Source organism: Pseudomonas putida (assembly GCF_009883635.2).
Classification (GTDB): domain Bacteria; phylum Pseudomonadota; class Gammaproteobacteria; order Pseudomonadales; family Pseudomonadaceae; genus Aquipseudomonas; species Aquipseudomonas putida_W.
Map to the genome: position 1 here is coordinate 1,949,708 of NZ_CP026115.2, position 20,835 is coordinate 1,970,542.

Consider the following 20,835-nt stretch of genomic DNA (forward strand, 5'->3'; position numbering starts at 1 on the left):
TATCGGCGCCAGCCCACTGTCGCGAACCCTTGGGCATAAGGCCGCAGCTGTTCAGAATTTATCCAAATCCATCTTTATCCGGTCACCGAGAGCGGGTATCATGCCAACCCTTTTTCGACTCCAATGATTCGGCCCCACAACAGGGAACACCTATGTCGGCGGTACGCATCGGCCCATACACACTACGCAACAACCTGATCCTCGCGCCCATGGCCGGGGTCACGGACCAGCCTTTCCGTACACTTTGCAAGCGCCTGGGCGCCGGCATGGTGGTGTCGGAGATGGTCAGCAGCGACATGAGCCTGTGGAACAGCCGCAAGTCCAGCCTGCGCCGCATCCATGAAGGTGATCCCGAGCCACGCTCGGTACAGATCGCCGGTGGAGATGCGCAGATGATGGCGGCGGCGGCCCGGGCCAACGTCGAAGCAGGCGCCCAGATCATCGATATCAACATGGGCTGCCCGGCAAAAAAAGTCTGCAACAAAGCTGCAGGCTCTGCTTTATTGAGAGATGAAGCTCTGGTCGCCGAAATCCTCCACGCCGTGGTCGGCGCGGTGGACGTACCGGTGACGCTGAAAATCCGCACCGGATGGGACCGGGCGAACAAGAACGGCCTGAACGTGGCGAAAATCGCCGAACAGGCCGGTATCCAGGCGCTGGCGGTGCATGGCCGCACACGCGCCGACCTGTACACCGGCGAAGCCGAATACGACACCATCGCTGCCATCAAGCAGGCGGTGTCGATCCCGGTTTTCGCCAATGGCGATATCACTTCGCCAGAAAAGGCCTGGGCGGTGCTGGATGCCACCGGGGTCGACGGCTTGCTGATTGGCCGGGCTGCCCAGGGGCGGCCATGGATCTTTCGCGAGATCGAACATTTTTTGGGGACTGGCCAGCATTTGCCGGCCCCGCAGTTGGACGAAGTGGAACGCATCCTGCTGGAACACCTGGCCGCGCTGCATGCCTTCTATGGCGATGTGATGGGCGTACGTATCGCCCGCAAGCACGTGGGCTGGTACCTGGCAACACGACCCGGCGGCAAGGAGTTTCGCTCCCGGTTCAACGCTTTGGAAGACACACAAGCGCAGTGCGCCAACGTTCGCGCGTATTTCAGCGAAAGTCGACAGAGCCTTGAGACAGAGGACGGACAAGGGGTGGCCGCATGACGATGATGACCGAGACATTAGTGAGTGGAACAACGCCCGTGAGCGACAACGCCAACCTCAAACAGCACCTCAACACGCCAAGCGAAGAGGGTCAGACCCTTCGCGACAGCGTCGAGAAGGCGCTGCACAACTACTTCGCACACCTGGAAGGCGCGACCGTCACCGACGTGTACAACCTGGTGCTCTCCGAAGTCGAGGCGCCCCTGCTCGAAAGCGTGATGAACTACGTGAAGGGCAACCAGACCAAGGCCAGCGAGATGCTCGGGCTCAACCGTGGCACCCTGCGCAAGAAGCTCAAGCAGTACGACTTGTTGTAAGCCAGAATCCCAATCAGAAAAGGCGGCCTCTGCGAAGAGACGCCTTTTTTGCTGACTCCACCGCGTTATTGGAACCCGAAATGACCGACCAGACTACCCGCCTGCCAGTCCGCCGCGCCCTGATCAGCGTCTCCGACAAGACCGGTATCCTCGAATTCGCCCGTGAGCTGCAACAGCTCGGTGTCGAGATCCTGTCCACCGGCGGCACCTACAAGCTGCTCAAGGACAACGGTGTCAACGCGGTGGAAGTGGCCGACTACACTGGCTTCGCCGAAATGATGGATGGCCGGGTCAAGACCCTGCACCCGAAGATCCACGGTGGCATCCTCGGCCGCCGCGGCACTGACGACGCCATCATGAACGAGCACGGCATCAAGCCGATCGACCTGGTTGCAGTCAACCTGTACCCGTTCGAAGCCACCATTTCCAAGCCTGGCTGTGACCTGCCGACCGCCATCGAGAACATCGATATCGGCGGCCCGACCATGGTCCGTTCGGCGGCCAAGAACCACAAGGATGTCGCCATCGTGGTCAACGCCAGCGACTACGCCGGCGTGCTGGAAGGCCTCAAGGCCGGCGGCCTGACCTACGCCCAGCGCTTCGACCTGATGCTCAAGGCGTTCGAGCACACTGCCGCCTACGACGGCATGATCGCCAACTACATGGGCACCATCGACCAGGCCAAAGAGACCCTGAGCACCGAAGCGCGCAGCGAGTTCCCGCGCACCTTCAACAGCCAGTTCGTCAAGGCCCAGGAAATGCGCTACGGCGAGAACCCGCACCAGAGCGCTGCGTTCTACGTTGAAGCCAAGAAAGGCGAAGCCAGCATTTCCACTGCCGTGCAGCTGCAGGGCAAGGAACTGTCGTTCAACAACGTGGCCGACACCGACGCCGCGCTGGAGTGCGTGAAGAGCTTCGTCAAGCCGGCCTGCGTCATCGTCAAGCACGCCAACCCATGCGGCGTGGCTGTTGTACCTGAAGACGAAGGCGGCATCCGCAAGGCCTACGACCTGGCCTACGCCACCGACACCGAGTCGGCGTTTGGCGGCATCATCGCCTTCAACCGCGAGCTGGACGGCGAAACCGCCCAGGCCATCGTCGACCGTCAGTTCGTCGAAGTGATCATCGCGCCGAAAATTTCCCAGGCTGCCCGCGACGTGGTGGCGGCCAAGCAGAACGTGCGTCTGCTGGAATGCGGCGAGTGGCCAGCCGAGCGCGCTGCCGGTTGGGACTTCAAGCGCGTCAACGGTGGCCTGCTGGTACAGAGCCGCGATATCGGCATGATCACCGCCGATGACCTGAAGATCGTCACCAAGCGTGCACCGACCGAGCAAGAGGTCCACGACCTGGTCTTCGCCTGGAAAGTGGCCAAGTTCGTCAAGTCCAACGCCATCGTCTACGCCAAGCAGCGCCAGACCATCGGTGTCGGCGCCGGCCAGATGAGCCGCGTCAACTCCGCGCGCATTGCCGCCATCAAGGCCGAGCATGCCGGCCTGCAGGTGCAGGGTGCGGTCATGGCATCGGACGCGTTCTTCCCGTTCCGTGACGGCATCGACAATGCGGCTAAAGTGGGTATCAGCGCCGTGATCCAGCCGGGTGGTTCGATGCGTGATGCTGAAGTCATCGCTGCTGCCGACGAAGCCGGCATCGCCATGGTGTTCACCGGCATGCGCCACTTCCGCCACTGATATACGGCAATCGGCCGCACTGAAGCAGGCATCTGCTGCGTTGGGGCCGGTTCCGCTGATGCTCATTGCCAGAAGGCAACTCCGCTCATCGGAACCGGCCCCGCCTTGCATCTACCTGCTTCATTGCGACCTCGTACAGCGAGAGGCCAGGCCTCTCGTTCGACAGATTTCGAGGTTTTGACATGAAAGTTTTGATCATCGGCAGCGGCGGCCGTGAGCACGCCCTGGCCTGGAAAGTCGCCCAGGACCCACGCGTCGAGAAAGTCTTCGTTGCCCCGGGCAACGCCGGCACCGCCATCGAGCCAAAATGCGAGAACGTCGCCATCGACGTGTGCGCGCTGGAGCAACTGGCCGACTTCGCCGAGAAGAACGTCGACCTGACCATCGTCGGCCCGGAAGCGCCGCTGGTGATCGGCGTGGTCGACCTGTTCCGCAGCCGTGGCCTGGACTGCTTTGGCCCGACCAAGGGCGCGGCCCAGCTGGAAGGCTCCAAGGCCTTCACCAAGGACTTCCTGGCGCGCCACAAGATCCCGACCGCCGACTACCAGAACTTCACCGAGATCGAGCCGGCCCTGGCCTACCTGCAGGAAAAAGGCGCACCGATCGTGATCAAGGCCGACGGCCTGGCCGCGGGCAAGGGCGTGATCGTCGCCATGACCCTGGAAGAAGCCGAAGCCGCCGTGCGTGACATGCTGGCCGGCAACGCCTTTGGCGAAGCGGGTTCGCGTGTGGTGATCGAAGAGTTCCTCGACGGCGAGGAAGCCAGCTTCATCGTCATGGTCGACGGCCACAACGTGCTGCCGATGGCCACCAGCCAGGACCACAAGCGCGTCGGCGACCAGGACACCGGCCCGAACACCGGCGGCATGGGCGCCTACTCCCCTGCCCCGGTGGTTACCCCGGACGTGCACCAGCGCGTGATGGACCAGGTGATCTGGCCGACCGTGCGTGGCATGGCCGAGGAAGGCAACGTCTACACTGGCTTCCTGTATGCCGGTCTGATGATCGACAAGGCGGGCAACCCCAAGGTCATCGAGTTCAACTGCCGCTTCGGCGACCCTGAGACCCAACCCGTCATGCTGCGCCTGGAGTCGAGCCTGGTGCTGCTGGTCGAAGCTGCCTTCGCCAAAGCCCTGGACAAGGTCGAAGCACAGTGGGACCCGCGCCCGAGCCTGGGCGTGGTGCTGGCTGCCGGCGGTTACCCGGGCGACTACGCCAAGGGCGACGTGATCAACGGCCTGGATGCTGCTGCCAAGATCGAAGGCAAGGTGTTCCATGCCGGTACTTCGCTGAAGGACGGCCAGGTTGTCACCAACGGCGGCCGCGTGCTCTGCGCCACCGCCATGGGTGCCAGCGTTGCCGATGCCCAGCAGCAGGCCTACCGCCTGGCCAAGGAAGTGAGCTGGAACGGCAGCTTCTACCGTACCGACATCGGCTACCGGGCCATCGCCCGCGAGCGCGGTGAGCACCAGCAGTAAGTTGTACCGGGTTGCCGCAGCGCGCCACAGCACCTTGCGCCTGCGGTATCCGGCTCGTCGACAGGGCCCCGAGGGGCCTTGCCTTCGACTTGGCGCGCCGCGCATAGTTAGTATCTGGCACATCGGCTAGGAAGGGATCTCGTAGTGCGTCGGCTTCGGATTGCCACAGCTCTGATCGTCAGCTTGCTGACCTTGTTCTGCCTGTTGCCGGCTTCGGCCGAACAGGGCGGAGGCTGGTCCGTTCTGCTCGATGAACAGGCCAACCTGCAACTAAGTGACGTGCGCTCCGATCGCTATCGCAGCCAGTTCAGCCCGATCACCCTTGGCGAGCTCGATGCAGCACCGGCCGAACAGGCCCTGTGGTTGCACTATCGCCTGGAACCGGGCGACCAGGAGCAACTGCTGCGCATCTTCGCCCCCGACCTGTCCCGCCTCGATCTGTACGCCCTCGATGGCGGCAGGCTGCTGCGCCAGCTGCACCATGGCCGCCAGGCCGGCAACGGCGATGGCAGCCCGACCCTGCGCGGCAGCGACCACGTATTACCCTTGCCCAACAGCCAGCACTCGCTGGACATCTACCTTCGCCTGGTCTCGGAACACCAACTGCGCCCGGCGATAAGCCTGGAGCCTGCAGCGGTAGCCGCCTCCGACCATAGCCAACCGTTACTGTTCGGCATGCTGTTCGGCGGTCTGGTGATGCTCATCCTGCACAACCTGATCCGCTTCCTCTATACCCGTTCAAGCACCACGCTGTATCTCGCCCTGTACCATGGGCTGATGATGCTCAGCGGCCTGATCCTGCTCAACCTCAGCGGCCCGTGGTGGCACCTGTGGCACAGCGCGCAAACCCCCGCCGCCTACCTGACCCTGGTGCTGGCCGGGCTGTCAGGGCTGTATTTCACCCAACATTTCTTCGCCCCCCGCAACTCACCGCGGCTTAACCGCCTGCTGCAGGGCGAAATGCTGGTCGCTGCAGTCAGCGGCCTGATTCTGCTGTTCGTCGACACCTTGCCGCTCAACCTGATGACCTATGCCCTGCTGGCCATCGGTAGTGTGACCATGCTGCTGGCCAGCAGTTACCACTGGTACAAGGGCTATGCCCCCGCACGGCTGTTCAGCATCGCCATGCTGGTGTTCAACCTTGGCGGCCTGGTGCTGCTGCCGGCCCTGCTCGGCCTGACCCGCACTTCGACACCCTGGCTGCTGTGCATCCTCCTGGGCATGACGGTGGCCAGCGGTCTTCTGCTCAACCTGGCCGTCAGTGAGCGCCTGCGGCGCATCAGCGAAGAGCGCTTCAGTGCCAGCCGTGCACTGGCAGCCAGCGATGCCGAGATCAATGCCAAGGCGGAATTCCTGGCCAAGATCAGCCACGAAATCCGCACCCCCATGAACGGTGTGCTGGGCATGACCGAGCTGCTGCTTGGCACGCCGCTGTCGGTCAAGCAACGCGACTATGTACAGACCATCCATAGCGCCGGCAACGAGCTGCTGACGCTGATCAACGAGATTCTCGATATTTCCAAGCTGGAGTCGCGGCAGATCGAACTGGATGACGTGCAGTTCGACCTGAACGCCCTGATCGAAGACTGCCTGAACATTTTCCGCGCCAAGGCCGAGCAGCAGAACATCGAGCTGATCAGCTTCACCCAGCCGCAGGTGCCGCGGGTCATCAGTGGTGACCCGACACGCCTGCGCCAGGCGCTGTCGAGCCTGCTGGAAAATGCCCTGAAGAACACTTCCCAGGGCGAGATCCTGCTGGTGGTGGCGCTGGACCAGCGCGGCGAAATCCCCCGCCTGCGCATTGCCGTGCAGGACAGTGGCGAGCCACTGCCTGCTGCCGAGCGTGAAGCGTTGCTGCAGGCCGAACTGCACAGCCACCACTTCCTCTCCAGCAACAAGCTTGGCGGCCACCTCGGGCTGATCATCGCCAAGCAGCTGATCGGCCTGATGCAAGGCGAGTTCGGCATCAAGAGCAGCACCAGTATGGGCAACACCCTGTGGCTGACCTTGCCGCTCGACCCGTCACGCCTGGAGCAGCCGCCGGCAGACCTGGACGGCCCATTGCGCGACGCCCGGGTCCTGGTGGTGGACGACAACGACACCTGCCGCAAGGTGCTGGTGCAACAGTGCAGCGCCTGGGGCATGAATGTCAGCGCGGTGCCATCCGGCAAGGAGGCGCTGGCCCTGCTGCGAACCAAGGCGCACCTGCGCGACTACTTCGACGCCGTGTTGCTGGACCAGAACATGCCCGGCATGACCGGCATGCAGCTGGCGGCCAAGATCAAGGAAGACCCGAGCCTGAACCACGACATCCTGGTGGTGATGCTCACCGGTATCAGCAACGCGCCCAGCAAGGTCATCGCGCGCAATGCCGGGGTCAAGCGCATCCTCGCCAAGCCGGTTGCCGGCTATACGCTGAAGACCACCTTGGCCGAAGAACTGGCCCAGCGCGGGCGCGAGCAGGCTGTGCCGGCTCCGCTACCCGGCGCGCAAGGCACCCTTGAGCTGCCGAGCGACTTCCGTGTGCTGGTGGCCGAAGACAACAGCATCTCGACCAAGGTCATCCGCGGCATGCTCGGCAAGCTCAACCTGGAGCCCGATACCGCCAGCAACGGCGAGGAGGCCTTGCAGGCGATGAAGGCACAGCGTTACGACCTGGTGCTGATGGACTGCGAAATGCCGGTGCTGGACGGTTTCTCCGCGACCCAGCAGCTGCGCGCTTGGGAAACCACCCACCAGCGCCAGCGCACCCCGGTGGTGGCGCTGACCGCGCATATACTGGCAGAGCACAAGGAGCGCGCGCGTCTAGCCGGCATGGACGGGCACATGGCCAAGCCAGTGGAGCTGTCGCAGTTGCGCGAGTTGATCCAGTACTGGGCCAATCAGCGCGAAGCCAAGGCTGACCCAGCGCATACTTCTTGACCACGCCGAACGCGCTCCTACACACCACGCTTCTCACTCAAGGATCATCCCATGCTCCACGAGTTGTTCAGTGTCTACCTGAAGATGCTGGTGCTCTATAGCCCGTTCTTCGTGCTGTCGTGCTTCATCAGCCTAACCCGTGGCCATTCCAGCAAAGAGCGCAAACAGCTGGCCTGGAAAGTCGCCTTTGCCGCGCTGGTGGCCAGCGTGCTGCTGTACCTGTTCGGCCGGGTGATTTTCGGGATTTTCGGCATCACCGCCGACGCCTTCCGCATCGGTGCCGGCAGCGTGCTGTTCATTTCGGCGTTAAGCATGGCCCAGGGCAAACCGGCCGTGCAGGCCGACAACGTGCAGCAGGACGTGACCATCGTGCCGCTGACCATCCCGCTCACTGTCGGCCCCGGTACCATCGGTGCCTTGCTGGTAATGGGCGTGGGCCAACCGCACTGGGACGACAAGCTGCTGGCCATCGTCAGCATCGCCCTGGCCAGTTTCACCGTAGGTGTGGTGCTGTACCTGTCGCACGGCATCGAAAAGCTGCTCGGTGACCAGGGCCTGCAGATCGTCAGCCGCTTGATGGGGCTGTTCGTCTGCGCCCTGGCGGCGCAGATCATCTTTACCGGGATCAAGGGCTACCTGGTCGGTTAGCCCTCGGGTTCAGGGCGCGACCGGGTACCAGCGCGGGGTGTAGACCCACTGCCCTCCCTCAACACGGGCAAAGGTGCAGGTGGTCGACGAACCCACCAGCACCATTGTGCGCATGTCGACCATCTCGGGCGTCAGCTCAGCCAGCGTCACCACCCTCAGGGTCTGCCCCGGCCTGCCGATATCACGGCCCAACACTACGGGCGTCTGCCCCTCGCGATGCCTGCGCACCACCTCCAGCGCCAAACCGAGCTGATGCGGCCTGGATTTGGAGATCGGGTTGTAGAAGGCCAGCACCAGATCCGCCTGGGCCGCGAGGTCCAGGCGTTTTTCGATGATCGACCAAGGCTTGAGGTTGTCCGACAGCGACATCACGCAGAAGTCGTGCCCCAATGGCGCGCCAGCTTGCGCAGCGGTTGCCAGCGAAGCCGATACCCCTGGCAGGATCTCAAGGTCGACACGGTGCCAGGCAGCGTCGCTGGACTCATGCAGGGCTTCGAGCACCGCCGCCGCCATGGCGAATACACCTGGGTCGCCCGAGGACACCACCACCACCGAACGCCCCTGGGCCGCCAGCTCGAAGGCATGGCGGGCGCGCTGCATCTCTTCTCGGTTGTCGGTGCAGTGCTGCACCTGATCGTCACGGAACGGCCCGGCCATGCGCACATAGGTTTCGTAGCCGAGGATGTCCTCGGCACGCGCCAGCTCGGCTTTTACCGCCGGCACCATCAGCTCGGCCGCACCAGGGCCCAGGCCGATCACCGCCAGGCGACCCCGCTTGCGACCCAGGCGCGCCGTGTCGACCGGCAGTGGGGCCGATGCAATGACCAGGCCCGACTGTTCGATCAGGCGAGCCTCGGGCATGGCCTCGGCCGCCATGCTGGCCAACGTGCCGTTCATGGCCGCGAAGCGCAGCACGACACCCAGTTCTGCTGCGGCCTCGTGCAAGGAAGGCTCGGCCATCGCCTGCTCGGCGACCAGCAAGCAAGCCAGCGAGGGCTCTGCAATGCCGGCCTCACGCAAGGCGCCACGCACCTTATCGGCCAGGCCAGGCCCGCCTGCAGCGAGCGCCACCACCACGGAGCGTGGGTGGATCAGCAGCTCATCACGGCTGACCACGCGCGCGTCACAGCCAACATGGATGGTGCGCCGGGCCGTGTCACTGGCAGGCAATTGCGCCTGCGCAAGCCAGGGTGCGTCGCCCTCGACACGCACGCTTTCGCCGGCCAGCAGGTCGGAGACAAAGCGCTTGCCCTGCTCAAGATCTGCCAGGGCATAGCCCTCGGGCGGGTTGAGCAGGCAGGTGCCGAAGCGTAGTTCGCCACTGGTGGTGATTGCAGCCGCCACACCCAGCACCTCGCCGAGTTCACGGGCCATGACATTGACCCCGCTCAGGCCACCCAGCAACGGCACCACCGCACTACCGTCCTCGGCCACGGCTAACACTGGCGGTTCAGCACCTTTCTCGTCGAGCAGGCTGGCCAGGCTGCGGATGACGATGCCGGCGGCGCACAGCGCGATGATCGGGACGGCCTGCTGGTACAGCGCACGCAAGGTATCGCCGAAACCGTCGTAATACTGATCGGCACCCTCGACCCGACCACGCAAACCATGAATGGTCGCCCGTGGATAACGTTGCTGGATGCGCTGCGCCGTAGCCAGGCTGCCGCCGCCAAGAATGACGATGGCCGGCGCCTGTTGCGTGTTCAGCCCTGCCATTTTTCCCCCGGCACGATGATCAGCGAGAAGTACGGTGAGGACTGTGGGTCCACTTCATCCAGCGGCACGATCTTCTGGTTGGCCATGGTCGCCCGCTCGACATACAACGCGCGCCCGTCCAGGCCCAGTTCACCCAGCACCTGGCGCACCTTGGGGAAGTTGCGGCCCAGCTTCATGATCACCGCCGCATCGGCGTCTGCCAGCCGGCGCTTGAGCTCTTCGGCGGGCAGCACGCCCGACAGTATCGACAGGCTCTGGTTGCGATACACCAGCGGCGCGCCCAGTACCGAGGCACCACCGAGCATCGAACACACGCCCGGGACCACTTCGGCCTCATGCTGCTGGGCCAGGCGGTCATGCAGGTACATGTAGGAGCCGTAGAAGAACGGATCACCTTCGCAGATCACGGCCACATCGCGACCGGCATCCAGGTGCTCGGCTATCTGTACGGCAGCTTCATCGTAGAAATCACTGATCACCTGCTCGTAGGACAGCGGCGCGGGCAGTACCTCGGTGGTCACCGGGTATACCAGCGGCAGCAAGGTCTGCTCGGCTTGCAGGTGCGCCTCGATAATGCCGAAGGCGTTGCCGCGCTTGCCCTTGGCCACGAAATACGCCACCACTGGCGCCTCGCGCAGCAGGCGCAGCGCCTTGACGGTGATCAGTTCAGGGTCGCCGGGGCCTACGCCCAGGCCCAGCAGTCGTCCGCGCGCCATCACTCCACCTCCGTGGCCAGGGCGTTGACCGCGGCAGCAGCCATCGCGCTACCGCCCAGGCGGCCCTGCATGATCACGAACGGCACGCCGCGGCTGTCTGCAGCGAGCATCGCCTTGGACTCGGCGGCGCCGACGAAGCCGACCGGGAAGCCAAGGATCAGGGCGGGCTTTGGCGCACCCGCATCGATCATCTCCAGCAGGTAGAACAGCGCAGTCGGGGCATTGCCGATCACCACCACGCTGCCTTCCAGATGCGGGCGCCACAGCTCCAGGGCCACGGCGGAACGGGTGTTGCCGGCCTCCTTGGCCAGGCCTGGCACGCTCGGGTCGCGCAGGGTGCAGATCACCGGGTTGTTGGCGGGCAAGCGGGCACGGGTGATGCCTTCGGCAACCATGTGCGCGTCGCAGAGAATCGGCGCGCCATTGGCCAGGGCTTCGCGACCGGCGCGGCCGGCACCTTCGGAGAACTGCAGGCCGTCGATGGCATCAACCATGCCGCAGGCATGGATCACGCGCACGGCGAGCTTTTCCAGGTCGGCGGGGACCCGCTCGAGCCGGGCTTCCTCACGGATGATCCGGAAGGAATTGCGATAGATCTCCTGACCATCGCGGATGTAGTCAATCATCAAGGTGCTCCGTCGGCAGGGCGAGCATGGCGCCTGCTTCATTCAAGGTAAGGTCGGTGGCGCGCAGGGCCCCCAGGCCCGGCAGGTGCGCGTCACGCAAATAGAGGTCATAGCGGCCCGGTGAACGGGCCAGCAAGGTGGCCGGGGCGACATGGGCCACGGCACAGGAACGGGGGCAGCCAGACAAATGCACGCTGCCGGGCACGCCACTGCCCAGCAGCGCCGCCAGCTCGACGGCATCGGCCTTGGTTTCGGCCTGGGCCTTGGCGCAGCCACTGCTGCCGGTGCAGGCAACCACGCGCGCCAAGGGCTCATCGGCTTGGCAGAGCAGGCCCATTGCTGACAGCTCGACGCGGGCTTGTTCCAGGTCGGCTGCGGCGATGTTGGTCAGCATCAGGCTTTGCCACGGAGTCAGGCGCAGGCTGCCATCCCCCCATTGGCGGGCAACCCGGGCAGCGCCACGCAACATGGCCGGTGACAGGCGACCCAGCGGCGGAGCGACCCCCAACGCCATGCCCTGCTTTTGTGCCACGGCACCCAGCCATGGGTTTTGCGCGCCTTCGCGCTGCCAGTCGAGCACCGCCGCATCGCGGCGGACCTGCAAGCCGAGCCCTTCGATGAAGACATCGACCTGGCAACCTTGCAGAAGCTGGCGCATGCGCGACTGCTCCGGGCTGGCCAGATCAAGGAAGCGATCGATCACCGCGCGCACCAGCGCCAGCCCCTGCTCCAGCGGCACCGCGCCAAGTACCGGGCCATCGGCCGGGCAGCTTGCCAAGCCAAATGCCAGCCAGTCGCGCTGCCCCAGGCGCATTGCCGAGAGCCACAGGTCGTGAGGATGATCGAGCATGGCCACGCCTTCACCCCCATCGAGTTGCACGGCGAACTTGGCCGACAACTGATGGAAGCGCGACGTACCTTGCAGCAGGTCGAGGATCTGCCCGGCCAGGGGGCGTACATCCAGCATCATCGACGGATCATGGCCAGCCAGCGGACTGAGCATCAGGTTGCGCACGTCATCGCTGGCCGCGTCACGCGGGCCGAGGCCGGCGGCCAGCAGGCCTTCGACCAGCCCGGCATGATCGCTGCCGATACCGCGGATCTGCAGATTGCCGCGGTTGGTCGCTTCGATCACCCCACCCGCGAAACGCTCGGCCGCCACCGCCACTGCCTCGGCCTGGTCGGCCAGCAGCAGGCCGCCGGGCAGCTTGATGCGGCAGATGCCACCTTCACGGGCGCTGACGATGCGCCACAACCCCGGACAGGCCGAGGGACGGGGTGATGCTACGGGCGTGTTGGCTGGCGTCAAAGGGGCGTCCGGCAATCGCTGAAAATGCGCTTGAGTGTAGAAGGCGCGGTATTATGCCTGCTTTGTCCGGCGGCATGAAAAGCCGGTGGTCGAGCGTCAACAGCGTTTGAGCTGAAATTTTGGGGGCGCTGCGCACCCCAAGGATCTGAAAGAGGTATGCATGGCACCCTGGCTGACAGTAGTAGGCATCGGCGAAGACGGCTTCAGCGGCCTGGGCAAGCAGGCCCGACGCGCCTTGCTGGGCGCCTCGCGGATCATCGGCAGCCCGCGCCAGCTGGCCTTGCTGCCGCGCTGCATCGGTGCCGAGCGGCAAGACTGGCCGTCCCCGTTTTCCCTCGCCCCGGTGTTGGCACTGCGCGGTGAGCCGACCTGCGTACTGGCCAGCGGCGACCCGATGTTCTTTGGCGTCGGCGCCAGCCTGGCGCGGCAGGTGGCGGCCGAAGAAATGCAGGTGCTGTCGATGCCCTCCTCCTGTGCCCTGGCCGCCGCCCGCCTGGGCTGGCCACTGCAGGACGTGCAGGTGGTATCGGTGGTCGCACGCCCCTTGGCGGCGCTCAATGCCCACCTGTACGGCGGCCAGCGCCTGCTAGTGCTGAGCAACGACGGCGATAGCCCTGCAGCCATCGCCGCACTGCTGCGCGAACGCGGCTTCGGGCCCAGCCGCCTGCATGTGCTGGAGCACCTCGGTGGTGCGGCCGAGCAGCACCTCTGTGGCACAGCTGATGACTGGCCGTACCGCGAAGTCGCCGCCCTCAACCTGGTCGCCATCGAGTGCCTGATCAGCCCGGATGCCATGCCTCTGTCGCGTGTACCCGGGCTGCCAGACAGCGTCTTCCGCCATGACGGCCAGCTGACCAAGCGCGACGTGCGCGCCATTACCCTGGCGCGCCTGGCGCCGCAACCCGGCGAGTTGCTGTGGGATGTCGGCGCCGGTTGCGGTTCGATCGGTATCGAATGGATGCGCGCTCACCCGGCCTGCCGCACCCTGGCCATCGAAGCCGACGAAGGTCGGCAGGGTTTCATCGACTACAACCGCGATGCCCTCGGCGTGCCGGGCCTTCAGCTGGTTCGCGGCAAGGCACCCGACGCCCTGGCCGAACTGGAACGCCCGGACGCCATTTTCATTGGTGGCGGTGTCACCCGCGAAGGCGTGTTGCCACTGTGCTGGGAACGCTTGCGCCCCGGTGGGCGGCTGGTGGCCAATGCAGTGACCCTGCAAAGCGAACTGGCCCTGGCGCACTTCCGTGAACAGCACGGTGGCGAACTGACCCGCATCCACGTCGCCCAGGCTCAGCCGCTGGGCGCCTTCGACACCTGGCGCCAGGCGTTGCCGATCACCTTGCTTGACGTGGTGAAACCCCTCGATGCGTGAAGAAACCCGCGAGCAACCCGCGCCCCTGCGCAGCGGCCTGACCACCGGCAGCTGCGCCACCGCCACCAGCCTTGCCGCCGCCAAGTTGCTGCTGACCGGACAGTGCGATGACGCGGTGAACATCACCCTGCCCAAGGGCAAGGTAGTGCAGATGCGCCTGGAATTCTGCCGCCTGGTCGGCGAACGCGCCGAAGCGGGCACGCTCAAGGATGCCGGCGACGATCCTGACGTCACCCACGGCGCTCTGCTCTACAGCCAGATCCGCCTGCAGGTGCAACCTGGCATACGCTTCGTCGCAGGCTCTGGCGTCGGTACCGTCACCCGCCCCGGCCTGGTGCTGGCAGTGGGTGAGCCGGCGATCAATCCGGTGCCACGGCGGATGATCAGCGAGCACTTGCTGCAGCTGGCCGACGATTGCGGCTATCCGGGCGGCTTCGAGGTCACGGTCAATGTGCAAGGCGGTGAGGCGCTGGCGCTGAAGACCATGAACCCGCGCCTGGGCATCCTCGGCGGGCTGTCGATCCTCGGCACCAGCGGCATCGTCCGGCCCTTCTCCTGCTCGGCGTACATCGCCTCGATCCACCAGGGCATCGACGTTGCCCACACCAATGGCTACACCCACATCGCTGCGTGCACTGGCAACGCCAGTGAGGACACCATGCGCCGGGTCTACAACCTGCCCGAGATCGCCTTGATCGAAATGGGCGACTTCGTCGGCGCAGTACTCAAGCACGTGCGCAAGGTGCCGGTGCCACGCCTGACCCTGTGCGGCGGCTTCGGCAAGATCAGCAAGCTGGCTGCCGGGCACATGGACCTGCACAGCCGTCACTCGAGCATCGACCTGCCACAGTTGGCTGGCTGGGCAGCGGACATCGGCGCCGACGCCGAGCTGCAAGCGGCCATCATTGCCGCCAACACCAGCCAGCAGGCCCTGGCCCTGGCACATGCCGCCGGCGTCGCCCTGGGCGACGCGGTGTGCGCCCATGCCCTGGCCTTCGCCCGTAGCGTGGTGCCAGCCCAGGTGCAGGTCGAAGTGTTTGCCATCGACCGCCAGGGCGGCATCGTCGGCAAGGCAGGTGTGCAATGAGCCACCGTATCCTGCTGCTCGGCGGCGTCACCGAAGCCTTGGCCATCGCCCGCCAGCTCGGCCCTGAGCACGTCTACAGCCTGGCCGGCATCGGCCGCGTGCCGCAGGACCTTACGTGCCAGATACGGGTCGGTGGCTATGGTGGCGCGGAAGGCCTGGCCGCTTATCTGCGTGAGGCCGGCATCACCCTGCTGATCGATGCCACCCACCCCTATGCCGCACAGATCAGCCGCAACGCTGCCAGCGCCGCAAAGGTTGCCGGTATCCCCTGCTGGGCTTTGCGTCGCCCGGCCTGGCAAGGGCAGCCGGGGGACGACTGGCGCGAAGTGGAAGACTGGGATGGCCTGATCGAAGCGCTCAAGCCGTTCAGGCGGCCGCTGTTCACCCTCGGTCGCGAGCCACTGCAACATCTTGAGGAGATTCCGCCGGAGCAGTTCTGGACCTTGCGGGCGCTGGAAGCCTGCACGGGCAACGAGCGATGTGAAGTAATCGGCGCACGTGGGCCGTTTCAGATCGAAGACGAGCGGGTATTGTTCGAGCGGCGCCGCATCGATGTGCTGGTGAGCAAGAACAGCGGCAGCGTGGCGACCGAACCAAAGCTCGACGTGGCACGGGAACGCGGGGTGCCGGTGCTGATACTAAAACGCCCTGTGTTACCTGTGGTGGATCGGGAGTTCACATCTTCAGCTCAGTTGACTACAGCACTTTCAGACTTTTCCGGCCGTCCGTGAAGTGGCCTAGTGCCGCTCCACTGCCTTAAACTTTGGCCTCCCCTCCGGAAGGCGTCGCTCATATGGAAATGCAATGGTGGATCTGGCTGGTCTTCGGTATCGGCCTGATCCTGCTCGAACTGGTCCTGCCCACGTTCTTCATCATCTGGTTCGGCATTGGTGCCGTGCTGGTCTCGCTCATCGCCCTGGCCGCCCCCGCCCTGCAACTGGACATGCAGGTGCTGCTGTGGGTGCTGTTCTCCTCGGTGACCACGTTCCTCTGGTTCAAGCTGTTCAAGCGCAAGCAGCCAGACGTGCGCTGGACCGCCGACAGCGTGATCGGTGAAGTCGGGCTGCTGACCAGCAGCGTCTCGCCATTCCAGAAAGGCCGCGTGCGCTTCCAGAAGCCACTGCTCGGCAACGAGGAATGGACCTGCATCGCCGACGGCGACATCCCGGCAGGCGAGCGTGTGCGGCTCGTCGCCATCGAAGGCAATACCGCCCGGGTCGTCCGGGCCTGAATTGGCATTTAAAAGGAAGTTTGATCATGACCAGTCTCATCGTCGTCGGCGCCCTCGCCCTGTTCGTCCTGATCACCGTGTTCAAGGGGGTGCGCATCGTGCCCCAGGGCGAGGAATGGATCGTCGAGCGTCTGGGCCGCTACCACAACACCCTCAAACCGGGCCTGAACATCGTCATCCCGTACATGGACGTGGTCGCCTATCGCCTGCCGACCAAGGACATCATCCTCGACGTGCAGGAGCAGGAAATCATCACCAAGGACAACGCGGTGATCGTGGCCAACGCCTTGTGCTTCGCCAAGGTGGTCGACCCACAGAAGGCCTCCTATGGCGTGCAGAACTTCTCGTTCGCCGTCACCAGCCTGACCATGACCTCGCTGCGCGCCATCGTCGGTGCAATGGACCTGGACGAGGCGCTGTCGAGCCGCGAACAGATCAAGGCGCGCCTGCGTGAGGCGATGTCCGAGCAGACCGAAGACTGGGGCGTGACCGTGCGCTCGGTCGAGATCCAGGACATCAAGCCGTCGGAGAACATGCAGCTGGCCATGGAACGCCAGGCGGCCGCCGAGCGTGAGCGCAAGGCCGACGTGACCCGCGCCGAAGGCGCCAAACAGGCGGCGATCCTCGAAGCCGAAGCGCGCCTGCAGTCGGCCAAGCTGGATGCCGAAGCACAGATCAACCTGGCCGAGGCCTCGGCGCGGGCAATCTCGCTGGTCAAGGAGGCCGTGGGTAACGAGACCGTGCCAGCCATGTACCTGCTGGGTGAGCGTTATGTGGGCGCCATGGAGAACCTGGCCAGCAGCAACAATGCCAAGGTTGTGGTGCTGCCAGCAGACCTGCAGGAGACCGTGCGTGGGCTGATGGGTCGCAACAAGGCCTGAGCCTGCCGGGGGCTGCTGTGCAGCCCCAATGCCTGGCACCTGCGTCACTTCACCGCACCCCACCATTTTTACCTATACTCCGCCTTACAATACCGCCCACGATTCCTGACCGGATCTCTCCATGCCCCCACGTCGGCACATTGCCTGGATAGCCTGCCTAGCAGTGCTGTTCAACCTGCTGGCCATGCCGCTGTCTTCTGCCGCGCCCAAAGGCCCGGCTGAGCAGCTGCTGTGGGGGGCTTTCTGTTCCAGCCTGGCCGGCAAGGCCAAGGCCGATGTCCAGGCCCTGGCCAAGATCGACCTCGGCACCCAAAGCGACCAGCACTCCAACATGCAGCACTGCTGGTGCTGCTCGGGAGCTGCACCGCTGCTGGCCCTGCCGGGTTATCCGCCGCAACTGCACAACCCGCCCACGCTGCTGGCCGGGGATGCTCCACCGTTAATCGACTACCAACCCACGCCGCGCCAGCTATGGCCCGCGCTCAATCCCCGTGCCTCTCCGCTGGCCTGAGTTCATCACGCTGTCTGCCTGAACCTGAACAGATCGGAGACTCACCATGCTCAAGCAAGCTCTTGTACTGGCTGCCCTGCTGCTGCCCGGCGCCTACGCCAATGCCCATGAATACACCGTGGGCGACCTGCACATCGCTCACCCGTGGTCGCTGCAACTACCGCCCAACGCCCCTAACGTCGCCGCCTATTTCGTCGTGCACAACAACGGCAAGGCCGATGACCGCCTGCTCAGCGTCGACAGCCCGATCAGCGATGACGCGCAGTTGCATGAGCACACCATGAGCGCCAGTGGCGCCATGAAAATGCAGCAGGTGCAGAGCGTGGTGGTGCCCGCGGGCAAGGACCTGACCTTCGCACCCAACGCCTACCACGTGATGTTGATGCAGCCCAAGGACCGCAGCCTCCTCACCGACGGCAAGCGCTTCCCGATGACCCTGCACTTCGAGAAGGCCGGCGACATCAAGGTCGACGTGGCCGTACAGAAGCAGGCGCCATCGGACCAGGCTCACGAACACGCGCACTGACGCCCGCTGACAGGCGCTCGCCAACATGAGCCTGCCGCGCAACAGCCTCAGCCGCACCACCCGCCCTGAACGCAGGCGCGTCGGTGGCGGCTGGCTGAGCCTGTTCGCCATGTGGATGATCTTCATCGGCCCGCTGGTTTCCCAGTCGATGCCGATGGACCACCACGCCGGCATGAGCATGCCCATGGACGCGTCGATGTCCATGCCAGTGGGCAGCGAGACCCATCAGGCCCATGGCAGTGATGCCCATCACGGCCACGGCAACGATGGCCAGCTGCATGTGATGTGGGAAAAGTGCGGCTACTGCAGCCTGCTGTTCAATTGCCCGGCCTTGCCGCAAACCCTCAGCCCACTCAGCGTCGCCAGCACAGCTCCCCCCACCCTCATCCCGGCACCTACGCGCCAGGGCCACGCCCGGCAGGCCGTGTTCCCCGGTGCGCGCAGCCGCGCGCCGCCCCTTTCGATCAGCGTCTGACACCACTGTTATCGCACGGAGCCAGGAGGCTTCGCGCACACTCATGACTGATCGACTGGAATCCCTATGTCCGGCTGCCCCCCTGTTTTAGCTTCTTCCCTGCGAGGGACATTCGCCGCGCTGTGCGGCTCGCTGCTCGCGCCCATGGCCCTGGCTGCCGAACCTGGCCATGAAGGCCCTGAGGCCGAGCTGAGCCCAACGGTGATCACCGCGCTTGCGCCGAGTTCGCCACTGACCGTGGTCACCAACCCCAAGGACCCGCGCCAACCCGTGCCCGCCAGCGATGGGGCCGACTACCTGAAGACCATCCCTGGCTTTTCCGCCATCCGCGCCGGCGGCACCAATGGCGACCCAGTGCTGCGCGGCATGTTCGGCTCGCGCCTGAACATTCTCACCAACGGCGGCGTGATGCTCGGCGCCTGCCCCAACCGCATGGATGCCCCGACCTCCTACATCGCACCGGAAACCTACGACCGCCTGACCGTGATCAAAGGCCCGCAAAGCGTGATCTGGGGGCCAGGCGGCTCGGCGGGTACCATCCTCTTCGAACGTGAGCCGGAAAAGTTCGGCACCCTCGGCAGCCGGGTCAACGCCAGCCTGCTGGCCGGCTCCAACGGCCGCTTCGACAAGGTGCTCGATGCTGCGGCCGGCAACAGCCAGGGCTATGCCCGCTTCGTCGGCAACCAGTCGCACTCGGACGATTACGAGGATGGCAACGGCGACACAGTGCCTTCGCGCTGGGAGAAATGGAACGGCGACGTGGCCCTGGGCTGGACGCCCGACCAGGACACACTGCTAGAACTCACCGCCGGCAAGGGTGACGGCGAGGCGCGCTACGCCGGCCGTGGCATGGACGGCTCGCAGTTCAAGCGCGAGAGCCTGGGCCTGCGCTTTGAAAAGTCCAACCTCGGCGAGGTGCTCGACAAGGTCGAGGCGCAGGTCTATTACAACTACGCCGACCACGTGATGGACAACTACAGCCTGCGCACACCATCAGGCTCCGGCATGATGGGCATGCCCATGGTCAGCAACGTCGACCGCCGCACGCTGGGCGCTCGCCTCAAGGCCACCTGGCGCTGGGCCGACGTGCAACTGATTGGCGGCATCGACGCGCAGACCAACGAACACCGCCAGCGCGGCGGCATGGGCGTCGATGCGCACAAGGGCCAGCCTTGGACCAAGGACGCAGACTTCCACAACTATGGTGCTTTCGGCGAGCTCACCTGGTACGCCACCGGCGAAGACCGGCTGATCACCGGTGCCCGCCTGGACCGTGCCTCGGCCCGGGACTTCCGCCAGGGCAGCGCCACTCAGGGCGACACCCGCGCCGACACGCTGCCCAGTGGCTTCGTGCGTTACGAGCATGACCTGGCGGCAGTCCCCGCCACCACCTACATCGGCCTCGGCCACGCCGAGCGCTTCCCGGACTACTGGGAGCTGTTCTCGCCCAAGCTGGCGCCACCCGGCGCGGCCAACGCGTTCGACGGCATCAAGCCGGAGAAGACCACCCAACTCGACTTCGGCATCCAGTACCGCGACGAGCGCCTGGAGGCCTGGGCCTCGGGCTATGTCGGGCAGATCCGTGACTACATTCTGTTCGACTACCGCACCGGGATGATGGGCATGAGCACCTCCCAGGCACAGAACATCGATGCCCGCATCATGGGCGGCGAACTGGGCGCGGCCTACAAGCTCACCGAGCGCTGGAAGGCCGATGCCACCCTGGCCTCCGCCTGGGGCAAGAACAGCAGCGACGGCAAGGCACTGCCACAGATGCCGCCGCTGGAAAGCCGCCTGGGCCTGACCTACAGCCGCGACAGCTGGAGCGCCGGTGCCCTGTGGCGCCTGGTGGCGGCGCAGAACCGCATCGCCGAGAACCAGGGCAACGTGGTCGGCAAGGACTACGACAAGAGCGCCGGTTTCGGCGTGTTCTCGCTCAACGGCGCCTACAAGGTGAACCACAACCTCAAGCTCAGCGCAGGGGTCGACAACCTGTTCGACAAGGCCTACGCCGAGCACCTGAACCTGGCCGGGAATGCCGGGTTCGGCTACCCGGCCAATGACCCACAGCCGGTGAACGAGCCAGGCAGGACCTTCTGGACCAAGGTCGATTTCAGCTTCTGACAACAACAACGGGCGCGGCTTCGGGCGCGCCCATCAGCTGGT

19 protein-coding genes are annotated in these 20,835 nt (G+C 65.1%); 15 read left to right on the forward strand and 4 right to left on the reverse strand.

Going from position 1 to position 20,835, the window contains the following annotated elements; all coding sequences use genetic code 11:
* Nucleotides 1-152: 152 nt before the first annotated feature.
* The 6 genes from dusB (at nt 153) to C2H86_RS08990 (ending at nt 8,219) form a co-directional block, all read left to right on the forward strand.
* Entirely contained in the window at nt 153-1,166 is a 1,014-nt protein-coding gene (gene dusB, locus C2H86_RS08965) for a tRNA dihydrouridine synthase DusB (protein WP_159412279.1), read from the forward strand.
* A complete protein-coding gene (gene fis, locus C2H86_RS08970) occupies nt 1,163-1,483 on the forward strand; it encodes a DNA-binding transcriptional regulator Fis (RefSeq protein WP_008093076.1) in 321 nt (106 codons plus the stop codon). The genes dusB and fis overlap by 4 nt, the downstream gene beginning before the upstream one ends.
* An 80-nt stretch (nt 1,484-1,563) precedes the next feature.
* On the forward strand, nt 1,564-3,171 hold the full coding sequence (gene purH, locus C2H86_RS08975) for a bifunctional phosphoribosylaminoimidazolecarboxamide formyltransferase/IMP cyclohydrolase (RefSeq protein WP_159412280.1): 1,608 nt from the start codon (nt 1,564-1,566) through the stop codon (nt 3,169-3,171).
* 182 nt (nt 3,172-3,353) lie between these two features.
* Complete coding sequence (purD, locus tag C2H86_RS08980; RefSeq protein ID WP_159412281.1) at nt 3,354-4,649, forward strand: phosphoribosylamine--glycine ligase; 1,296 nt, start codon at nt 3,354-3,356, stop codon at nt 4,647-4,649.
* A gap of 144 nt (nt 4,650-4,793) precedes the next feature.
* Nucleotides 4,794-7,571 (forward strand): hybrid sensor histidine kinase/response regulator, encoded by a 2,778-nt coding sequence (locus C2H86_RS08985; protein ID WP_159412282.1) that lies wholly within the window; start codon nt 4,794-4,796, stop codon nt 7,569-7,571.
* A gap of 51 nt (nt 7,572-7,622) precedes the next feature.
* A complete protein-coding gene (locus C2H86_RS08990; protein WP_159412283.1) occupies nt 7,623-8,219 on the forward strand; it encodes a MarC family protein in 597 nt (198 codons plus the stop codon).
* Nucleotides 8,220-8,228: 9 nt separating this feature from the next.
* Here the strand turns inward: C2H86_RS08990 and cobJ are convergent, their stop codons facing one another.
* From cobJ to cobG, 4 genes are read right to left on the reverse strand one after another with little or no spacing between them, the layout of a single operon-like run.
* On the reverse strand, nt 8,229-9,935 hold the full coding sequence (cobJ, locus tag C2H86_RS08995; RefSeq protein WP_159412284.1) for a precorrin-3B C(17)-methyltransferase: 1,707 nt from the start codon (nt 9,933-9,935) through the stop codon (nt 8,229-8,231).
* The gene (locus C2H86_RS09000) at nt 9,923-10,651 is read right to left on the reverse strand and encodes a precorrin-2 C(20)-methyltransferase (protein ID WP_159412285.1); all 729 of its coding nucleotides are present in this window, start codon (nt 10,649-10,651) and stop codon (nt 9,923-9,925) included. Before C2H86_RS09000 ends, cobJ begins: the two co-directional genes overlap by 13 nt.
* A complete protein-coding gene (locus tag C2H86_RS09005; RefSeq protein WP_159412286.1) occupies nt 10,651-11,277 on the reverse strand; it encodes a precorrin-8X methylmutase in 627 nt (208 codons plus the stop codon). The genes C2H86_RS09000 and C2H86_RS09005 overlap by 1 nt, the downstream gene beginning before the upstream one ends.
* Nucleotides 11,270-12,601, reverse strand: coding sequence for a precorrin-3B synthase (gene cobG / locus C2H86_RS09010; RefSeq protein WP_159412287.1), 1,332 nt, complete (start codon nt 12,599-12,601; stop codon nt 11,270-11,272). The genes C2H86_RS09005 and cobG overlap by 8 nt, the downstream gene beginning before the upstream one ends.
* A gap of 145 nt (nt 12,602-12,746) precedes the next feature.
* Between cobG and cbiE the strand changes: the two genes are divergently transcribed.
* The 9 genes from cbiE to C2H86_RS09055 all read left to right on the forward strand — a co-directional run bounded on the left by cbiE (nt 12,747) and on the right by C2H86_RS09055 (nt 20,793).
* Nucleotides 12,747-13,958 carry a precorrin-6y C5,15-methyltransferase (decarboxylating) subunit CbiE gene (gene cbiE / locus C2H86_RS09015; protein WP_159412288.1) on the forward strand — a complete coding sequence of 404 codons (1,212 nt, stop codon included), beginning with the start codon at nt 12,747-12,749 and terminating at the stop codon, nt 13,956-13,958.
* On the forward strand, nt 13,951-15,045 hold the full coding sequence (locus tag C2H86_RS09020; RefSeq protein ID WP_159412289.1) for a cobalt-precorrin-5B (C(1))-methyltransferase: 1,095 nt from the start codon (nt 13,951-13,953) through the stop codon (nt 15,043-15,045). Before cbiE ends, C2H86_RS09020 begins: the two co-directional genes overlap by 8 nt.
* Nucleotides 15,042-15,776, forward strand: coding sequence for a cobalt-precorrin-6A reductase (locus tag C2H86_RS09025; protein WP_159412290.1), 735 nt, complete (start codon nt 15,042-15,044; stop codon nt 15,774-15,776). The genes C2H86_RS09020 and C2H86_RS09025 overlap by 4 nt, the downstream gene beginning before the upstream one ends.
* A gap of 62 nt (nt 15,777-15,838) precedes the next feature.
* Entirely contained in the window at nt 15,839-16,276 is a 438-nt protein-coding gene (locus C2H86_RS09030; RefSeq protein WP_159412291.1) for an NfeD family protein, read from the forward strand.
* 26 nt (nt 16,277-16,302) lie between these two features.
* Nucleotides 16,303-17,157, forward strand: coding sequence for an SPFH domain-containing protein (locus tag C2H86_RS09035; protein WP_110633628.1), 855 nt, complete (start codon nt 16,303-16,305; stop codon nt 17,155-17,157).
* Nucleotides 17,158-17,278: 121 nt separating this feature from the next.
* On the forward strand, nt 17,279-17,668 hold the full coding sequence (locus C2H86_RS09040; RefSeq protein ID WP_159412292.1) for a DUF2946 domain-containing protein: 390 nt from the start codon (nt 17,279-17,281) through the stop codon (nt 17,666-17,668).
* A 46-nt stretch (nt 17,669-17,714) separates the two neighbouring features.
* The gene (locus tag C2H86_RS09045) at nt 17,715-18,194 is read left to right on the forward strand and encodes a copper chaperone PCu(A)C (protein WP_159412293.1); all 480 of its coding nucleotides are present in this window, start codon (nt 17,715-17,717) and stop codon (nt 18,192-18,194) included.
* Nucleotides 18,195-18,219: 25 nt separating this feature from the next.
* Complete coding sequence (locus tag C2H86_RS09050) at nt 18,220-18,669, forward strand: DUF2946 domain-containing protein (RefSeq protein ID WP_159412294.1); 450 nt, start codon at nt 18,220-18,222, stop codon at nt 18,667-18,669.
* A 66-nt stretch (nt 18,670-18,735) separates the two neighbouring features.
* Nucleotides 18,736-20,793 (forward strand): TonB-dependent copper receptor, encoded by a 2,058-nt coding sequence (locus tag C2H86_RS09055; protein WP_159412295.1) that lies wholly within the window; start codon nt 18,736-18,738, stop codon nt 20,791-20,793.
* The last annotated feature ends 42 nt before the right edge of the window (nt 20,794-20,835 follow it).